The sequence below is a fragment of the Streptomyces sp. MZ04 genome (assembly GCF_004684775.1).
Taxonomy (GTDB): domain Bacteria; phylum Actinomycetota; class Actinomycetes; order Streptomycetales; family Streptomycetaceae; genus Streptomyces.
On sequence record NZ_SRIC01000029.1, the window covers coordinates 18,511 to 32,116 of the forward strand.

Below are 13,606 nucleotides of genomic sequence, written 5' to 3' on the forward strand. Positions count from 1 at the left end.
CAGGTCCGGGCCAAGAACGGCGGCGCGGGTGATCAAGGCAAGGTCACCCGCGCCGCCGTCGTCTTTTCCACCGCCATGTTCACGGAGGCCCCGATGAGCAGAACCCCATGGCGCCGGGGCGCACCCCCGGCCGAGTCCATCACCCGGGCGCGCACCGGCCTGACGCGCGATCTGCGCGGGCGCCAGCGCCGCTATCTCATCGCGATGCTGGTGCGCACCGCCTGTGTGGTCGTGATGGCCGCCACCTGGAGCCGCTGGCCCGTGCTCGCGGTCGCCGCCCTCATCGGCGCGGTCGTCATTCCGTACGTCGCCGTGGTGATCGCGCAGGCCCACTCGAGCCGGCATCGGGGCACCCGGCACGCGGTGACGTGGGTGCGCGAAGAGCCCGCTCCGACCGTGCGCGTCGTCCTCGAACCCACCCTGATCCTGCCGCCGGAGAAGGACAAGGCGGCCTGAGGACGCCGAAGGCTCATGCCCCGACGGGTACGTCCGTGTCGTGCGCCTCGGTGAGTGTCGTCGCGCCCGGGACCGGCCCCGCCGCCGTGCGCACCGACCGGCAGGTACCCGAGGAGCGCAGCTCCTGGGCGACCTGCTGAGCCGCCTGTGCGTCGCGCGCGAGGAAGGCGGCCGTCGGGCCGGAACCGGAGACCAGCGCGGTGAGCGCGCCCGCCGTGCGGCCCGCTTCCAGCGTGCGGGCGAGTTCCGGGAAGAGGGAAAGCGCCGCGGGCTGCGGATCGTTGGAGACGGCCGCGGCAAGCGCGTCCGCGTCGCCCGTCGCGAGCGCCTCGAGGAGATCCGCCGACGCGACCGGCTCCGGGATGGAGCGGCCATCGGCAAGGCGGTCGAACTCGCGGAAGACCGCCGGGGTGGACAGGCCACGCTCCGCCATCGCGAACACCCAGTGGAAGCCGCCGCCGACCCGCAAGGGGGTCAGCCGCTCGCCGCGCCCGGTACCCAGCGCCGCGCCGCCCACCAGGCTGAACGGGACATCGCTGCCCAACTCGGCGCAGATCGCGAGGAGTTCGGCGCGGGAGGCACCGGTGTTCCACAGCGCGTCGCAGGCAAGCAGCGCGCCCGCGCCGTCCGCGCTGCCCCCCGCCATGCCGCCGGCCACCGGGATGTCCTTGGCGAGGAACACGTTCGCGAGGTCGTGGAACCCGTCCGGGCGCGCTGCACCCACCGCGAGCTGGACATTGACCTTGGCCGGCACCCGTACCGTGATGCTCGACCTGCCGCTCCCCATGGGGCTCAGGTCTACCGGGCGGCCGTGTCCGCTGTCCCCGGCACGCTGTCGGGAGTGTCGTGGGACTTGGTGTGGTCGCCGTCCGCAGGGCGGCCGTTGAGCCAGGTCAGCAGGGGGCCCGCCATCGCGGTCGTGACCACGGCCATCACCACCATGAGCGAGTAGAGGTCCTGTTTGAGGAAGCCCAGTTGCAGGCCCACGTTCAGGACGATGAGTTCGGTCAGGCCGCGGGTGTTCATCAGGGTGGCGAGCGTGGCGGACTGCCTGACCGGCATCCCGTTGAGGCGGGCGGCGGCGAACGCTCCGGTGAACTTGCCGCCGACGGCCACCAGAAGGATCAGCGCCAGGGCACCGAGACCGGCCGCGTCCAGGTTCGAGAGGTCGACGTTCAGACCGGCGACCAGGAAGAACACCGGCAGCAGCAGCGTGCCGTTCATCTGCCCCAGACGGTCCTGGACTTCGGCGCGCAGCTGCTCGCTGCCGGTGCGCGGCAGGATCAGGCCGAAGAGGAAGGCGCCGAAGATGTAGTGCAGGCCGACCCACTCGGTGGCCGCGGCGGACAGCAGCAGGCCCGTCAGGACGCACGCGAGCACCGTCGGGGTGAGCCGCAGATCGGGCCGGCGGGCCACCAGGCGGTGCAGCAGGGGGCGTACGACGAAGAACATGCCCAGCAGATAGGGGACGGCGAGCAGGATGCGCCACTGGTCGGGTCCCGCCGAGCCGCTCAGGGCGACCACGGCGGCCAGCAGGGACCACGCCAGGACGTCGTCGATGGAGGCGCAGGCCAGGGCTATCACGCCCATCGGGGTGCGGGTCATGTTCCGGTCGGTGAGGATCCGGGCCAGGACCGGGAACGCCGTGATGGACATGGCGATGCCCATGAAGAGCATGAACGACGTCTTGTCGTCGGTGCCGTAGTCGTCCATCAGATACAGCGCCAGGAGCGCGCCGAGGCCGAACGGCATCAGGATGGAGCTGAACGACACGGAGGCGGCCAGGCTGCCGCTGCCCCGGATCATGGCCGCGTCCCACTCCAGGCCGACGATGAACATGAAGACCGCGATGCCGACGGCGGCCAGCGCACTGAGCAGGGGCCGTATGTCGTCCGGGAAGAGGGCGTCGGTTATCGCGCCGTGGAAGAGGGTCGGGCCCAGCGCGATACCGGCGAGGACCTCACCGATCACGGCCGGCTGGCCGAGCCGCCGGGCCAGCACGCCGAGCATGCGGGCCAGGAACACCATGACGGCGAGGCCGACAAGAAGTGCCGTGGTCTGATGCGTATCCATGCCATCCATCTCGGTGAGGCGCTGTCCCCGCGGCCCCAGGAGGAACCGAACGGCATCGTCGCCCCAGGCGGTTGAGAGCGAGCAGCGTCTGATTCGAGCCGCTCAAGCAGATACGCGTATGTCGCATTTTGTGGTCCCGGCGTACGGGCTATGTCCGGCATATGTCCGGTCGGTGTCCGGCTGAGCAATCTGGGCGATGACACCAACTGATCTTCCCCTGCACGCTGGTTGGTGAATGCGCTCTGCGGGAGCGGGAGAAGCCTTCACGCAATGCGCGAATGTCGGATCTGGGGAAGGTCTCGCATGTCGTCCAAACTGCTTGGAATCGCTGACGATTTCGACGTCATCATCATCGGCGGCGGTCCCGCCGGTGCCACCACCGCGGGGCTTCTCGCTCAGCGCGGTCGCCGCGTTCTCGTCCTCGACCGTGAGCGATTCCCGCGGTATCACATCGGGGAATCGCTCATTCCCGGATTCATGCTGCCCATGGAGGAACTCGGCCTGACCGAGCGCATGGAGGCCAAGGGATTTGAGCGCAAGTACGGCGGCACGCTGGTCTGGGGCAACAACGAGGTTCCGTGGAACTTCTCGTTCAGCACCGGCGGGAAAATCCCGTACTCGTACCACACGCGCCGCGCCGACCTGGACACGATGATCCTGGACCGCGCGCGCGAACTGGGTGCCACCGTCGTGGAAGAGGCGACGGTGAAGGACACCATCGAGGAGGACGGCCGCGTCGTCGGCGTCAAGTACGCCGTGCGCGGGCTCCCCGCGGTCCAGGAGACCAGGGCCTCCCTGGTCATCGACGCCTCCGGGCAGGCCCGGGTGATAGGCCGGAAGTACTCCGAGCTCAACTGGCACGACCAGCTGCAGAACGTCGCGGTGTGGACGTACTTCGACGGCTGCCACCGGCTTCCCGGCGACGAGTGGACCAACATCCTCATCGAGGGCATCAAGGACGGCTGGTTCTGGGGCATCCCGATCGACAAGGGTGTCTTCAGCGTCGGTTACGTGACGCGTTCGGCCACCGCGAGCGCCGCCGATGTGTCCCTCGAGGATCTCTTCCACTCCGAGATGGCGCAGACCACCAAGCTCAAGGCGCTCCTCAAGGACGCGCACCAGACCACGGGATTCCGCTCCGCACGCGACTGGTCCTACACCAACCAGCGTTTCCACGGAGACGGCTGGGTGCTGGTCGGCGACGCGGCCGCCTTCGTGGACCCGCTGTTCTCGACCGGCGTCGCGCTCGCGACCATGGCCGGCAGCGCGCTCTCGAGGGTCGTCGACCAGGTCATCGAGCACCCGGAGATCGAGGAGAAGGCGCTGGACCGGTACGCCTCCGCGTACCAGGACTTCTTCAACGACATCCGTACGTTCGTGGAGGCCTTCTACGACCGTTCGAAGACCAAGGGCTTCTACTTCAACATGGCCCAGGAGATCACCGACCCCGACAAGAAGAACGAGCCCAAGGTGGACTTCGTCAAGCTGGTCTCCGGACTCACCGGCGACCACGCCCTGTTCAGCCTCACCTTCGACGACCTCGTCGCGGACGTCACGTCTCCGGCCGGCGCCGACAGCTGACGTCCTGGTGAGCGTGGGCACCGCGACAGGCTCCACCGCGGTGCCCTTCCGCCGGGGATCGGCGCCACGTTCACCGTGTTCGTCGGGCTCTCGGTGTCGGTGGCCCCTTCCCCGTACTGGCACGGATCCTGGACGTGGTGGACGTGGTCAAGACCCGGGCCGCCTCACGGTTGACCGCCCAGGCGTCCGCCACCGGGCCCAGGTGCCCGAGCTTGTCGGGGTTGCTCACCGAGCGGATCGTCTGGATCTGTCCTTCGGTGACGTCGAGCGTCCAGGTGTTGAGCACCTTGCCGTCCCGGTCGCGGAAGATCCCGCCGGGCTGGCCGTTCACCTGCTGCGGCTCCAGCGTCACGTCGACCCGCATGAGCATGGGGAAGAACCAGGCGAGCAGCTTGGCCACGTCGTCGGCGCCGGTGACGGTCCTGGACAGCTGCGGAGCCTTCCCGCCGCTGTCCCCGATCAACTGCACGTCCGCGGTGAGCAGGTCCCGCAGCCCGTCGACGTCCCCCTCCCGCAGGGCACCGAAGAACCGCTCGGCGAGTTCCTGCCGCTCCTGACGGTCGGCCTCGAACCGGGGCCGGCCCTCGTTCATGTGCCGCCGCGCCCGCACCGCGAGCTGACGGCACGCCGACTCCGAGCGTCCCACCGCCGATGCGATCTCCGGGAACCCGAAGGTGAACACCTCCCGGAGCACGAAGACCGCGCGCTCGAGCGGAGAGAGCCGCTCCATGAGGAGCAGGGCCGCCATCGACAACGAGTCGGCAAGCTCCGCCGACCGGGCGGGATCCTCGTAGGGGTCGGTGAGCAGCGGCTCAGGGAGCCACTGCCCGACGTACTCCTCGCGCCGGACACGGGCCGAGCGCAGCACGTCGATCGAGATCCGGGTCACCGTGGCCGACAGGAACGCCTTGGTCGACCTGGGCCGGGCGGGGGAGGCGTCGAAGCGCAGCCAGGTCTCCTGGACCGCGTCCTCGGCCTCGCTCACGCTGCCCAGGATCCGGTAGGCGATCGAGAACAGCAGTGACCGCAGCTCCTCGAACTCCTCGGTCCGCCTCACGCCAGTTCCTCCCGCCGATTCGCCCCCGCTCAGGTTCGCGAAGGGGGCGGCCCGCTCGGCTGCCCGGGCCGGTTCGCCGTCGACGGTGTTGACCACGTTCTTCACCTTCTGCTCTGCAGCCAGGGCGGCGGCGTTCGCCGCGACTTGGGGACCGACGACCTTCGATACCTGAGACGAGACAGCCCGGCCGGGTGTGACATGGGGGGGAGAATCAGCGCCGGGCACGGTCGCCGGCGCTGATTCTCCGTACGTACGTCAAGGCGCGGGGGTCACTTCTTGACGTCGCCCTTGATGTGCCGCTGCACGAACTCGTAGGCGCGGTCGCCGAACTGCCTGCCGAACTCGAGGGACGTCTCGGCCGTCTTCTTGAAGTGCACACCGGCCCACACGCGGCTCGCGGCGCAGTCCTTCTCGAACGCGCTCCAGGTGGCGTAGTGCAGCTCGATGTCCTTGGCGGGGGTGACGCCCGGCTCCGTCTGCGTCGATCCTGCGGGGAAGGGCTGCTTCCACTCCAGCACGTCGTCGCCGAGGAGGCGCCGTACCGCCTGCGCCTGGGCGGCCACGAGCGTCGTGGTGCCGCACGGGTACTCGGGGCGGTCTCCCGCGGGCAGGTAGCTGCCCCACTGGTCGGCGGGGATGTCGTCGACGGTGCCCTTGCCGGGGCCGCCCCAGGCGCTCACCTTGCGGTCGCCGTAGACGTGCCGGATCGCGCTGGCGGGCCGCACGGCGTTGTCCTCGTGCTTGTGGTGCCAGGCGGCGATCAGGCTGTCGAGCTGCGCCACCGAGCTGGTGAAGAGCAGGTGGATCCAGCCGTCCAGGTCCAGGTCGTGGGCCAGGCCCGCGGCCTTCGTCGACTGGAGGATGCCCAGGTAGGTGTTGTCGAAGAACTCCGTCTTCACCTTCTGCTCGTCGGTGAGCTTGGCCGACGCCGCCAGGACCTCGTCCACCGCGCTCTTGTACTTGTTCACGTTGGTGTGGTCGAGGTGCTCGGGCCTGGCGAGCTCGAACTCGGCCGGGTCCTTGTAGCTGTGCGCCTTGACCAGCCGCAGCTGCGGGGTGGAGAACCGCTGGTCGATGAAGATGCCCTTGTCGCCGGGGCCCCCGCCGACGCGGCGGCGGTGCGGGCTCGCCAGCGGCTGCCACTTCGAGGGGTTGACCAGCTTGTAGGAGGTGTTCACCGGCTCGTAGCCGGTGTAGTCGTCGTAGGGCTGGCCGTGGTACGCGCCGCCCTCGTCGCCGAGGAAGTTCATCCCGTCACGCCTGCGGGCCCGCAGGGCGGCCTTGCCGGCTATGTTGCCGATGCCGACGGCGGTGGTCGGGTCCGTCGAATCGTCGTCGGGGTCCAGGCCGACCATGGTCAGCAACTGCCGCATGACGTCCGCCCGGTCCGGGTAGACGGGCTTGATCACCTGATACGAGGCGTGCAGCGCCGCGATGTTCTTGTTCCGGTTGGTGGCGCCCTCCTCGGCGGGGCGGCGCTCGATCCGGGAGAACACACCGACCGCGGTGGGGTGGTAGGGCGCCAGGGCGTCGAACCACGCGGCCTGCAGCATGTCCTGGATCCAGATGATGACGGACACGTTCTGCGGGTCGAGGGCCTGGTGCTGCCCGGTCGTGTCGCCCGACTTGCCGATCAGGTCCGTGTAGAAGTTGCCCTTGTCGAGGTCGAACTTGGGCGGCTCCGCCGCAGCTGATCCGGCGGGCTTGTCGGCGGCCGCCGCCGCGCCGGTGCCGCCCACGGTGGTCGCCGCCGCGGCCGATGCCGTGCCGATCAGCACAGACCTGCGCCCGGGTGCGTTGCCGGAGGCCGGAGAGGGTCGGGACGTCGTCATGGTTCTGTTCCTTGTCCTTGTGGTCCTTGTGGTCCTTGTGAAGAGACGGCAGCTGTAGACAGGTCTGCAGGTACGTTCCGCTGCTTCTCGGCGGGCCCTCTCGTCCGCCCCGGCCATGACCCGGCGCGCGGCCGAACACCCCTGTCTACAGCTGCCGTTCAGGGCGAGGGGGACGGCCGCGCGCCGGGTCGGCGCGCGTCAGGACTGCGCCGCTTCGGCCTGCTCGGGCTTCTGAGCAGCGGCTTCCGCGGGCACGGGCAGGGGGCCGCCGCGCAGCAGCACAGCGGCGATGACGGCGCCGAAGGTGAAGATGGCGGTGCACCACCAGAACACCGTGGTGTAGCCGTCGATCGCGGCGATGCCGAGCTGCTCCGGCGACGGCTTGCCCTGCACGTTGCTGTCCAGCCAGCCGGTGGCGGCGGTGGCGGCGATCGTGTTGAGCAGTGCGGTGCCGACGGCGCCGCCGAGCTGCTGGCCGGTGTTGATGCACGCCGAGGCGATCCCCGCTTCCTGGGGTGCCACACCGGAGGTGCCGGTGCGCGACGACGCGGAGTAGATGAGGCCCATACCGGCACCGATGACGACCAGCGGTCCGAGCAGGTCCACCACGTACGACGCGTCCGCGTCGATCCTGGTCAGCCAGGCCATGCCCGCCGCGCTCATCACCATGCCGGTGCTGATCAGCGGCTTGGGGCCGAACAGCGGCAGCAGCCTGATGGCACCGATGCCGGCGGCCACGGTGGTGAACACGATCATCGGCAGGAGCGCGGAACCCGAGGTGATGGCCGAGTAACCCAGGTTGTTCTGCATGAAGTAGATGAGGAACAGCATGACGCCGAACATGCCGATGCCGACGAGCAGCACCGTGAGGTACGCGGCGCCGCGGTTGCGGTCGAGAACGATCCGGGGCGGCAGCAGCGGATTCGCGGCGCGCGTCTGCCACGCCGCGAAAATGACCAGCAGTACGCCACCGGCCGCGAGGACGCCCCACGTCGAGGGCGTGCTCCAGCTGTTCTCCGCGGCGTTGGAGAAGCCGTAGACCACGCAGAACATACCGGCGGACGCCACCAGCACACCCGGAACGTCCATCTTGGCACCCGGCCTGGGCTGCTTCTGCATCAGCAGCTGGCCCCCGATGAGCGCGGTGACGCCGAAGACCAGGTTGACGTACATGCACCACCGCCAGTCCAGGGAGGTGGTCAGTGCGCCGCCGATGATCAGGCCCAGGGCCGCGCCGCTGGACGCGACCGCGCTGAAGATGCCGAAGGCCTTGTTCTTCTCCTTCTGATCGATGAACTGCGTGGCCACCACGGCCAGGACGGTCGGTGCCAGCATCGCGGCGAAGGCCCCCTGGAAGGCACGGGCCGTCACCAGCATCTCGAAGCTGTTCGCGGCGCCGCCGACAGCGGAGGCGGCGGAGAAGCCGCCCACTCCGATGAGGAAGCTCTCCTTACGGCCGATCAGGTCGGACAGGCGTCCGCAGAACAGCAGCAGGCTTCCGAAAGGCAGCGCGTACGCGGTCACGATCCACTGCCTGTCGGCGTCCGTGAAGCCCAGGTCTTCCTGCGCGGAGGGCAGCGCCAGGTTCATCACGGTCAGATCGAGGCCCACCATGAGGTAGGCGGTACAGACGACAGCGAGGACCAGCCATCGCTTCGGGTCCGCAACCGGCCCCGAAGCGGGCTCGGCCGCAGCGGCTGCATTCGGTGTTGCCATGATCATCTCCTTGTTCAACCAACGGTCTTAAGGCGTCACCTTTAAGACGAGACACACCAGCTGACCTGTGACACGGTCACCGGGCCTCGGGAGGAGACGACCGAGACCGAACCGGTGAGGGCGGGCCGTGCCGGGCCCCGCCCTCACCGGCGTTGGGTCAGTCCTTGGCCTCGCCGCTGGAGTGCCGCTCCACGAATTCGTGGGCCAGGTCGCCGAACTGTTCGCCGAACACCAGGGACCTCTCGACCGTCTTCTTGAAGTGCACTCCGCCCCACACCCGGCTGACCGCACAGTTCTTGGCGAAGTCGGTCCAGGTGGCGAAGTGCAACGGGACGTCGTGGGCGGGGGCGAAGCCCGGTTCCGTCCGCGACGTGCCGGTACGGAAGGTGAACTTCCAGTCCAGGGCGTCGGTGCCGAAGTAGCGCCTGGCCGCCTGCGCCGACGAGGAGCAGATCGTCGTGGAGCCCGACGGGTACTCCGGGTGGTCCCCTGTGGGCAGGTAGGGGGACCACTCGCGGCCGGGCATGTCCTTGACCGTGCCCTTGCCGGGGCCGCCCCAGGAGGTCACCTCGTCGCGGCGGTACAGGTGCCGGACCGCGCTGACCGGCCGTACGGCGTCGTACTTGCGCTTGTGGTGCCAGGTGACGATCAGCGGCTCGAACGTCGCAAGGAGGTGCGTGAGGATGAACTTGGCCCAGCCCTCTACGCCCATTTCGCCGTTCTTGTCGTGGCTGCGGGCCATGACAAGCGCCGAGTGGCCGATGCCCCAGATCTTGTTGTCCATGACCTCCGTGATGGCCTTCTGCTCATCGGTGAGCCCGGCCGAGGCCTCCAGGATCTCGTCCACCGCACGCCTGTACTTGCGGCTGCCGGCGTCGTTGCTGAAGTCCGGCGGGGCGATCGAGAACTTGTCCGGGCCCGGGAAGAGGTGGGGCTTGACCCGCGCTATCTGCGGAGTGACGAAATGCTGGGTGACGTAGATGCCAAGGTCGCCCGGGCCTCCGCCGACGCGGCGGCCGTTGTGGGGGTGGAGCAGCGGCTGCCAGCGTGTGGGGTCGACGAGTTCGAAGGCGGTGTTCACGGGCTTGTAGCCGGTGTAGTCCGCCCAGGGCATGGGGTTGTACCGGCGGCCGCCCTCGTAGCCGAGGTAGTTCATGCCGTCTTCCTTGCGGGCCTCGAAGACGGCCTTGCCGGCGATGTTGCCGATGCCGACCGGACTGGTCGGGTCCGTCGAATCGTCGTCGGGGTTCAGGCCCAGCGAGGTCATCAGCTTCCGCATGGGCTCCAGCCTTGACGGCAGCGTGCCCTTGTACAACCGGTACTGCGCATGGATGGCGGCGGTGTTCATGTTCCGGTTGGTGGCGGACTCGCTGGAGGGGCGGCGCTTGATCCGGGAGTGCACACCGACCGCGGTCTCGGTGTAGGGCGCCACCGCGTCGTACCACGCGAGCCCCGTCAAGACGTTGATCCAGAGGAAGACGGTCACGTCCATCGGGCCGAAAATCTCCGACGAGGGTGACACGCCGGCGCCGTCGTCCTGGGGCTGGAACCAGTCGAGGAAGTTGCCGGTGTCGAGGTCGAGTTGGGGCTGGGGCGCCGCGTCGGCGGCGGCGGCCCTGCCGGTGGCCCCCAGGGTGGCCAGCGTCGCGGCCGAGGCCGTGCCGAGCAGCAGCGATCTGCGGCGGGGCGAGAAGTCGGGGAGGGAAGAGCGGCTTGACGCCATGGTTGCGTTCCTTGTCTCCGAGACGGATGCGTAACGGGCGATCTATGGCGGCCGCTCTTCGCCTGGGTTGTTGTTCCCGGTGCCTTGAGAACAGCGGCCCTTGTTCTCTGCTTGTCCAGGGGGATGAGGCTGACCACGGTGGCGGGCTCGGGGGAGGGCCCGCCACCGCAGTTGAGGGAGGGGTCAGTCCTTGACGTCACCCTTGATGAGTCGCTGCACGTGCTCGTAGGCCAGGTCACCGAACTGCTTGCCGAAGACGAGGGACCTCTCGACCGTCGCCTTGAAGTGCACACCCGCCCACACCCGGCTCATGGCGCAGTCCTTCTCGAACTCGCTCCAGGTGGCGTAGTGCACCTTCAGGTCCTTGGCGGGCGTGATCCCGGGCTCCGTCAGCGAGGATCCCGCGGGGATGTCCCACGTCAGATCGAGGATGTCGTCGCCGAGGAAGCGGCGCGCCGCCTGCGCCTCCGCGGCACAGAGCGTGGTCGAGCCCGACGGGTAGTCGGGGTGGTCGCCCACCGGCAGGTAGCTGGTCCACTCTTCGGCGGGCATGTCGTGGACCGTGCCCTTGCCGGGCCCGCCCCAGGCGCTCACCTTGCGGCCGGCGTACGCGTGGCGGACCGCGGTGTACGGCCGGACGGCTTCCTTCTCGCGCTTCTGGTACCAGGCGGCGATCAGGTCGTCGCACTGCGCCGTGGAGCTCGTGAAGTGCAGGTGGATCCAGTCGTCGAGGTCCAGGTCGTGGGCCAGGGCCGCGTACTTCGTCGACTGGCCGATGCCCAGGAACTTGTTGTCGAAGAACTCCGCCTTCGACTTCTGCTCGTCGGTGAGTCCGGCCGACGCCGCCAGGATCTCGTCCACCGAGCGCTTGTACCTGCGCGGGTCGGTGTGGTCGGTGTGGTTGGCCGGGGCGAGCTTGAACTTGCTCGGGTCCTTGAAGGTGTGGGCCTTGACCCGGCCCATCTGCGGGGTGACGAACCGCTGGTCGGTGAAGATGCCCTTGTCGCCGGGGCCACCGCCGACACGGCGGCGGTGCGGTCCGGGAACCGGCTGCCACTTCGAGGGGTTGACCACCTTGTAGGCGGTGTTCACCGGGACATAGCCGGTGTAGTCCTCGTAGGGCTGGCCGTTGTACTTGCGGCCCTCGTCGCCCGCGAAGTTCATGCCATCGCGCTTGCGGGCCTTGACGACGGCCTTGCCGGCTATGTTGCCGATGCCGACGGCGGTGGTCGGGTCCTCCGACGTGTCCTCGGGGTCCAGGCCCAGCGAGGTGAAGAGCTTCACGTAGCCCGGCACCTGGTCGGTGAACGTGGCCTTCATCACCTGGTACCCGGCGTACAGCGCGGCGATGTTCTTGTTCTTGTTGGTGGCGGCCTCGCTGGAGGGGCGGCGCTTGATCCGGGAGTGCACGCCGACCGCGGTCGGGTGGTAGGGCGCCAGCGCGTCGAACCACGCCGTCATCGTGAGGTGGGTGAGATAGACGAGGACGGTGGCGTCCATGGGGCCGATGGGCTCCTTGAGCGGGGCGACCGGGGTGCTGAGCAGGTCCCGGTGGAAGTTGCCCTTGTCGAAGTCGAAATCGGCCGCCGCCGCGCGGGACTCCTTGGCGGAGGCCGTTCCGATGCCACCCAGGGTGGTCAGCACGGCAGTTGAGGCCGTGCCGATCAGCAGCGATCTGCGCTTCGGTGAGAAACCTGAGACAGAAGAATGTTCGGACGTCGCCATGTGAAGTGTCCTTATTTTTAGCGGGGCTGCACATCTGAAGTGACCTCACGCGGCCCCGACCCCGTATCCAGCGGCGCCCACGCTAAAAACCGCGCAACCGGTCTGTCAATAGAAAACCGCACGCCCGTGTACATCCTGCCCGGAGCAAGGGTTCCATGGGGCCTCTCACCAGCAACAACCCTTGATTTCAAGCGCAGTTCGAGGGGATCAAGGGTGATCCTGTGTAAAGTCTCGAGAGGCTGGAGGTCTAGTTGAGCCGCCAGAAGCGGCCACTAAACCGACCAACTCGTTTGCTCTTCACCGGGCGGTCTCTTCGCCGAGCGGATCGATGCCCATCTCCTCGGCGAGGCGCATGGCCTCCTCGATGAGCGTCTCGACGATCTGCGACTCGGGCACGGTCTTGACGACCTCTCCCTTGACGAAGATCTGGCCCTTCCCGTTGCCGGAGGCCACGCCCAGGTCGGCCTCGCGGGCCTCGCCGGGGCCGTTGACCACACAGCCCATGACCGCCACCCGCAGGGGAGCGGGGAAGCCCTCCAGGGCGGCGTTGACCTCGTCGGCCAGCTTGTACACATCCACCTGGGCGCGCCCGCACGAGGGGCAGGAGACAATCTCGAGCCCTCGCTCACGCAGGCCGAGCGACTCCAGGATCTTCAGGCCGACCTTGACCTCTTCCACCGGATCGGCGGAGAGGGAGACCCGCAGGGTGTCGCCGATGCCCTCGCTGAGCAGCGCGCCGAAGGCCACGGCGGACTTGATGGTGCCCTGGAAGGCGGGCCCGGCCTCGGTGACGCCGAGGTGCAGGGGATAGTCGCACCGGGCGGCCAGCTGCCGGTAGGCCTCGATCATCACGACCGGGTCGTTGTGCTTGACCGAGATCTTGACGTCGTGGAAGTCGTGCTCCTCGAAGAGGGACGCCTCCCACAGCGCGGACTCGACCAGCGCCTCCGGGGTGGCCTTGCCGTACTTCTCGAGCAGGCGCTTGTCGAGAGAGCCGGCGTTGACACCGATCCGGATGGGAACGTCGGCGGCGGACGCGGCCTGGGCGATGTCCTTGACCCGGTCGTCGAACTTCTTGATGTTGCCCGGGTTGACCCGCACGGCCGCACAGCCGGCGTCGATCGCCGCGAAGACGTACTTGGGCTGGAAGTGGATGTCGGCGATGACCGGGATCATCGACTTGCGGGCTATCTCGGGCAGGGCGTCGGCGTCGTCCTGCGAGGGCACGGCGACGCGGACGATCTGGCATCCGGCAGCGGTGAGCTGGGCGATCTGCTGCAAGGTCGCGTTGACGTCGGACGTCAGCGTGGTGGTCATCGACTGCACCGAAATGGGATGGTCCCCGCCCACTCCGACGGCCCCCACCGAGAACGAACGGGAGTGCCGTCGCTTGAGGATCGGCTGTTGCGGGAACTGCGGGATGCCTAGATCGACGTTCGGCAC

The 13,606-nt window shown here is 68.6% G+C and carries 10 protein-coding genes; 2 read left to right on the forward strand and 8 right to left on the reverse strand.

Going from position 1 to position 13,606, the window contains the following annotated elements; all coding sequences use genetic code 11:
- Positions 1 to 93: 93 nt before the first annotated feature.
- Positions 94 to 456, forward strand: coding sequence for a DUF3099 domain-containing protein (locus E2651_RS09585; RefSeq protein WP_167828747.1), 363 nt, complete (start codon positions 94 to 96; stop codon positions 454 to 456).
- 13 nt (positions 457 to 469) lie between these two features.
- Here E2651_RS09585 and E2651_RS09590 read toward each other — a convergent pair whose 3' ends face one another.
- A complete protein-coding gene (locus tag E2651_RS09590) occupies positions 470 to 1,243 on the reverse strand; it encodes a 4-(cytidine 5'-diphospho)-2-C-methyl-D-erythritol kinase (protein ID WP_135330620.1) in 774 nt (257 codons plus the stop codon).
- Between the two features lie 11 nt (positions 1,244 to 1,254).
- Complete coding sequence (locus E2651_RS09595) at positions 1,255 to 2,529, reverse strand: cation:proton antiporter (RefSeq protein WP_135330621.1); 1,275 nt, start codon at positions 2,527 to 2,529, stop codon at positions 1,255 to 1,257.
- A 303-nt stretch (positions 2,530 to 2,832) separates the two neighbouring features.
- Here E2651_RS09595 and E2651_RS09600 point away from each other — a divergent pair, with 303 nt between their 5' ends.
- Positions 2,833 to 4,110 (forward strand): NAD(P)/FAD-dependent oxidoreductase, encoded by a 1,278-nt coding sequence (locus tag E2651_RS09600; RefSeq protein ID WP_135330622.1) that lies wholly within the window; start codon positions 2,833 to 2,835, stop codon positions 4,108 to 4,110.
- Between the two features lie 70 nt (positions 4,111 to 4,180).
- Here the strand turns inward: E2651_RS09600 and E2651_RS09605 are convergent, their stop codons facing one another.
- From E2651_RS09605 to ispG, 6 genes are all read right to left on the reverse strand, one after another.
- Positions 4,181 to 5,167 (reverse strand): RNA polymerase sigma-70 factor, encoded by a 987-nt coding sequence (locus E2651_RS09605; RefSeq protein WP_135330641.1) that lies wholly within the window; start codon positions 5,165 to 5,167, stop codon positions 4,181 to 4,183.
- Positions 5,168 to 5,436: 269 nt separating this feature from the next.
- Complete coding sequence (locus E2651_RS09610; RefSeq protein ID WP_245238703.1) at positions 5,437 to 6,999, reverse strand: DUF6851 domain-containing protein; 1,563 nt, start codon at positions 6,997 to 6,999, stop codon at positions 5,437 to 5,439.
- Positions 7,000 to 7,197: 198 nt separating this feature from the next.
- The gene (locus E2651_RS09615; RefSeq protein ID WP_135330623.1) at positions 7,198 to 8,715 is read right to left on the reverse strand and encodes an MFS transporter; all 1,518 of its coding nucleotides are present in this window, start codon (positions 8,713 to 8,715) and stop codon (positions 7,198 to 7,200) included.
- A gap of 157 nt (positions 8,716 to 8,872) precedes the next feature.
- Complete coding sequence (locus tag E2651_RS09620; protein ID WP_209446102.1) at positions 8,873 to 10,438, reverse strand: vanadium-dependent haloperoxidase; 1,566 nt, start codon at positions 10,436 to 10,438, stop codon at positions 8,873 to 8,875.
- Positions 10,439 to 10,621: 183 nt separating this feature from the next.
- The gene (locus E2651_RS09625) at positions 10,622 to 12,163 is read right to left on the reverse strand and encodes a DUF6851 domain-containing protein (RefSeq protein ID WP_245238705.1); all 1,542 of its coding nucleotides are present in this window, start codon (positions 12,161 to 12,163) and stop codon (positions 10,622 to 10,624) included.
- Between the two features lie 297 nt (positions 12,164 to 12,460).
- Positions 12,461 to 13,606: a flavodoxin-dependent (E)-4-hydroxy-3-methylbut-2-enyl-diphosphate synthase gene (gene ispG, locus E2651_RS09630; protein ID WP_209446104.1), complete on the reverse strand. Its 1,146-nt coding sequence runs from the start codon at positions 13,604 to 13,606 to the stop codon at positions 12,461 to 12,463.

Excerpts from the sequence above, each read along its gene's own strand:
- E2651_RS09585 (WP_167828747.1), top strand. The coding sequence starts at position 94 with ATGAGCAGAACCCCATGGCGCCGGGGCGCACCCCCGGCCGAGTCCATC.
- E2651_RS09590 (WP_135330620.1), bottom strand. The coding sequence starts at position 1,243 with ATGGGGAGCGGCAGGTCGAGCATCACGGTACGGGTGCCGGCCAAGGTC.
- E2651_RS09595 (WP_135330621.1), bottom strand. The coding sequence starts at position 2,529 with ATGGATACGCATCAGACCACGGCACTTCTTGTCGGCCTCGCCGTCATG.
- E2651_RS09600 (WP_135330622.1), top strand. The coding sequence starts at position 2,833 with ATGTCGTCCAAACTGCTTGGAATCGCTGACGATTTCGACGTCATCATC.
- E2651_RS09610 (WP_245238703.1), bottom strand. The coding sequence starts at position 6,999 with ATGACGACGTCCCGACCCTCTCCGGCCTCCGGCAACGCACCCGGGCGC.
- E2651_RS09615 (WP_135330623.1), bottom strand. The coding sequence starts at position 8,715 with ATGGCAACACCGAATGCAGCCGCTGCGGCCGAGCCCGCTTCGGGGCCG.
- E2651_RS09620 (WP_209446102.1), bottom strand. The coding sequence starts at position 10,438 with ATGGCGTCAAGCCGCTCTTCCCTCCCCGACTTCTCGCCCCGCCGCAGA.
- E2651_RS09625 (WP_245238705.1), bottom strand. The coding sequence starts at position 12,163 with ATGGCGACGTCCGAACATTCTTCTGTCTCAGGTTTCTCACCGAAGCGC.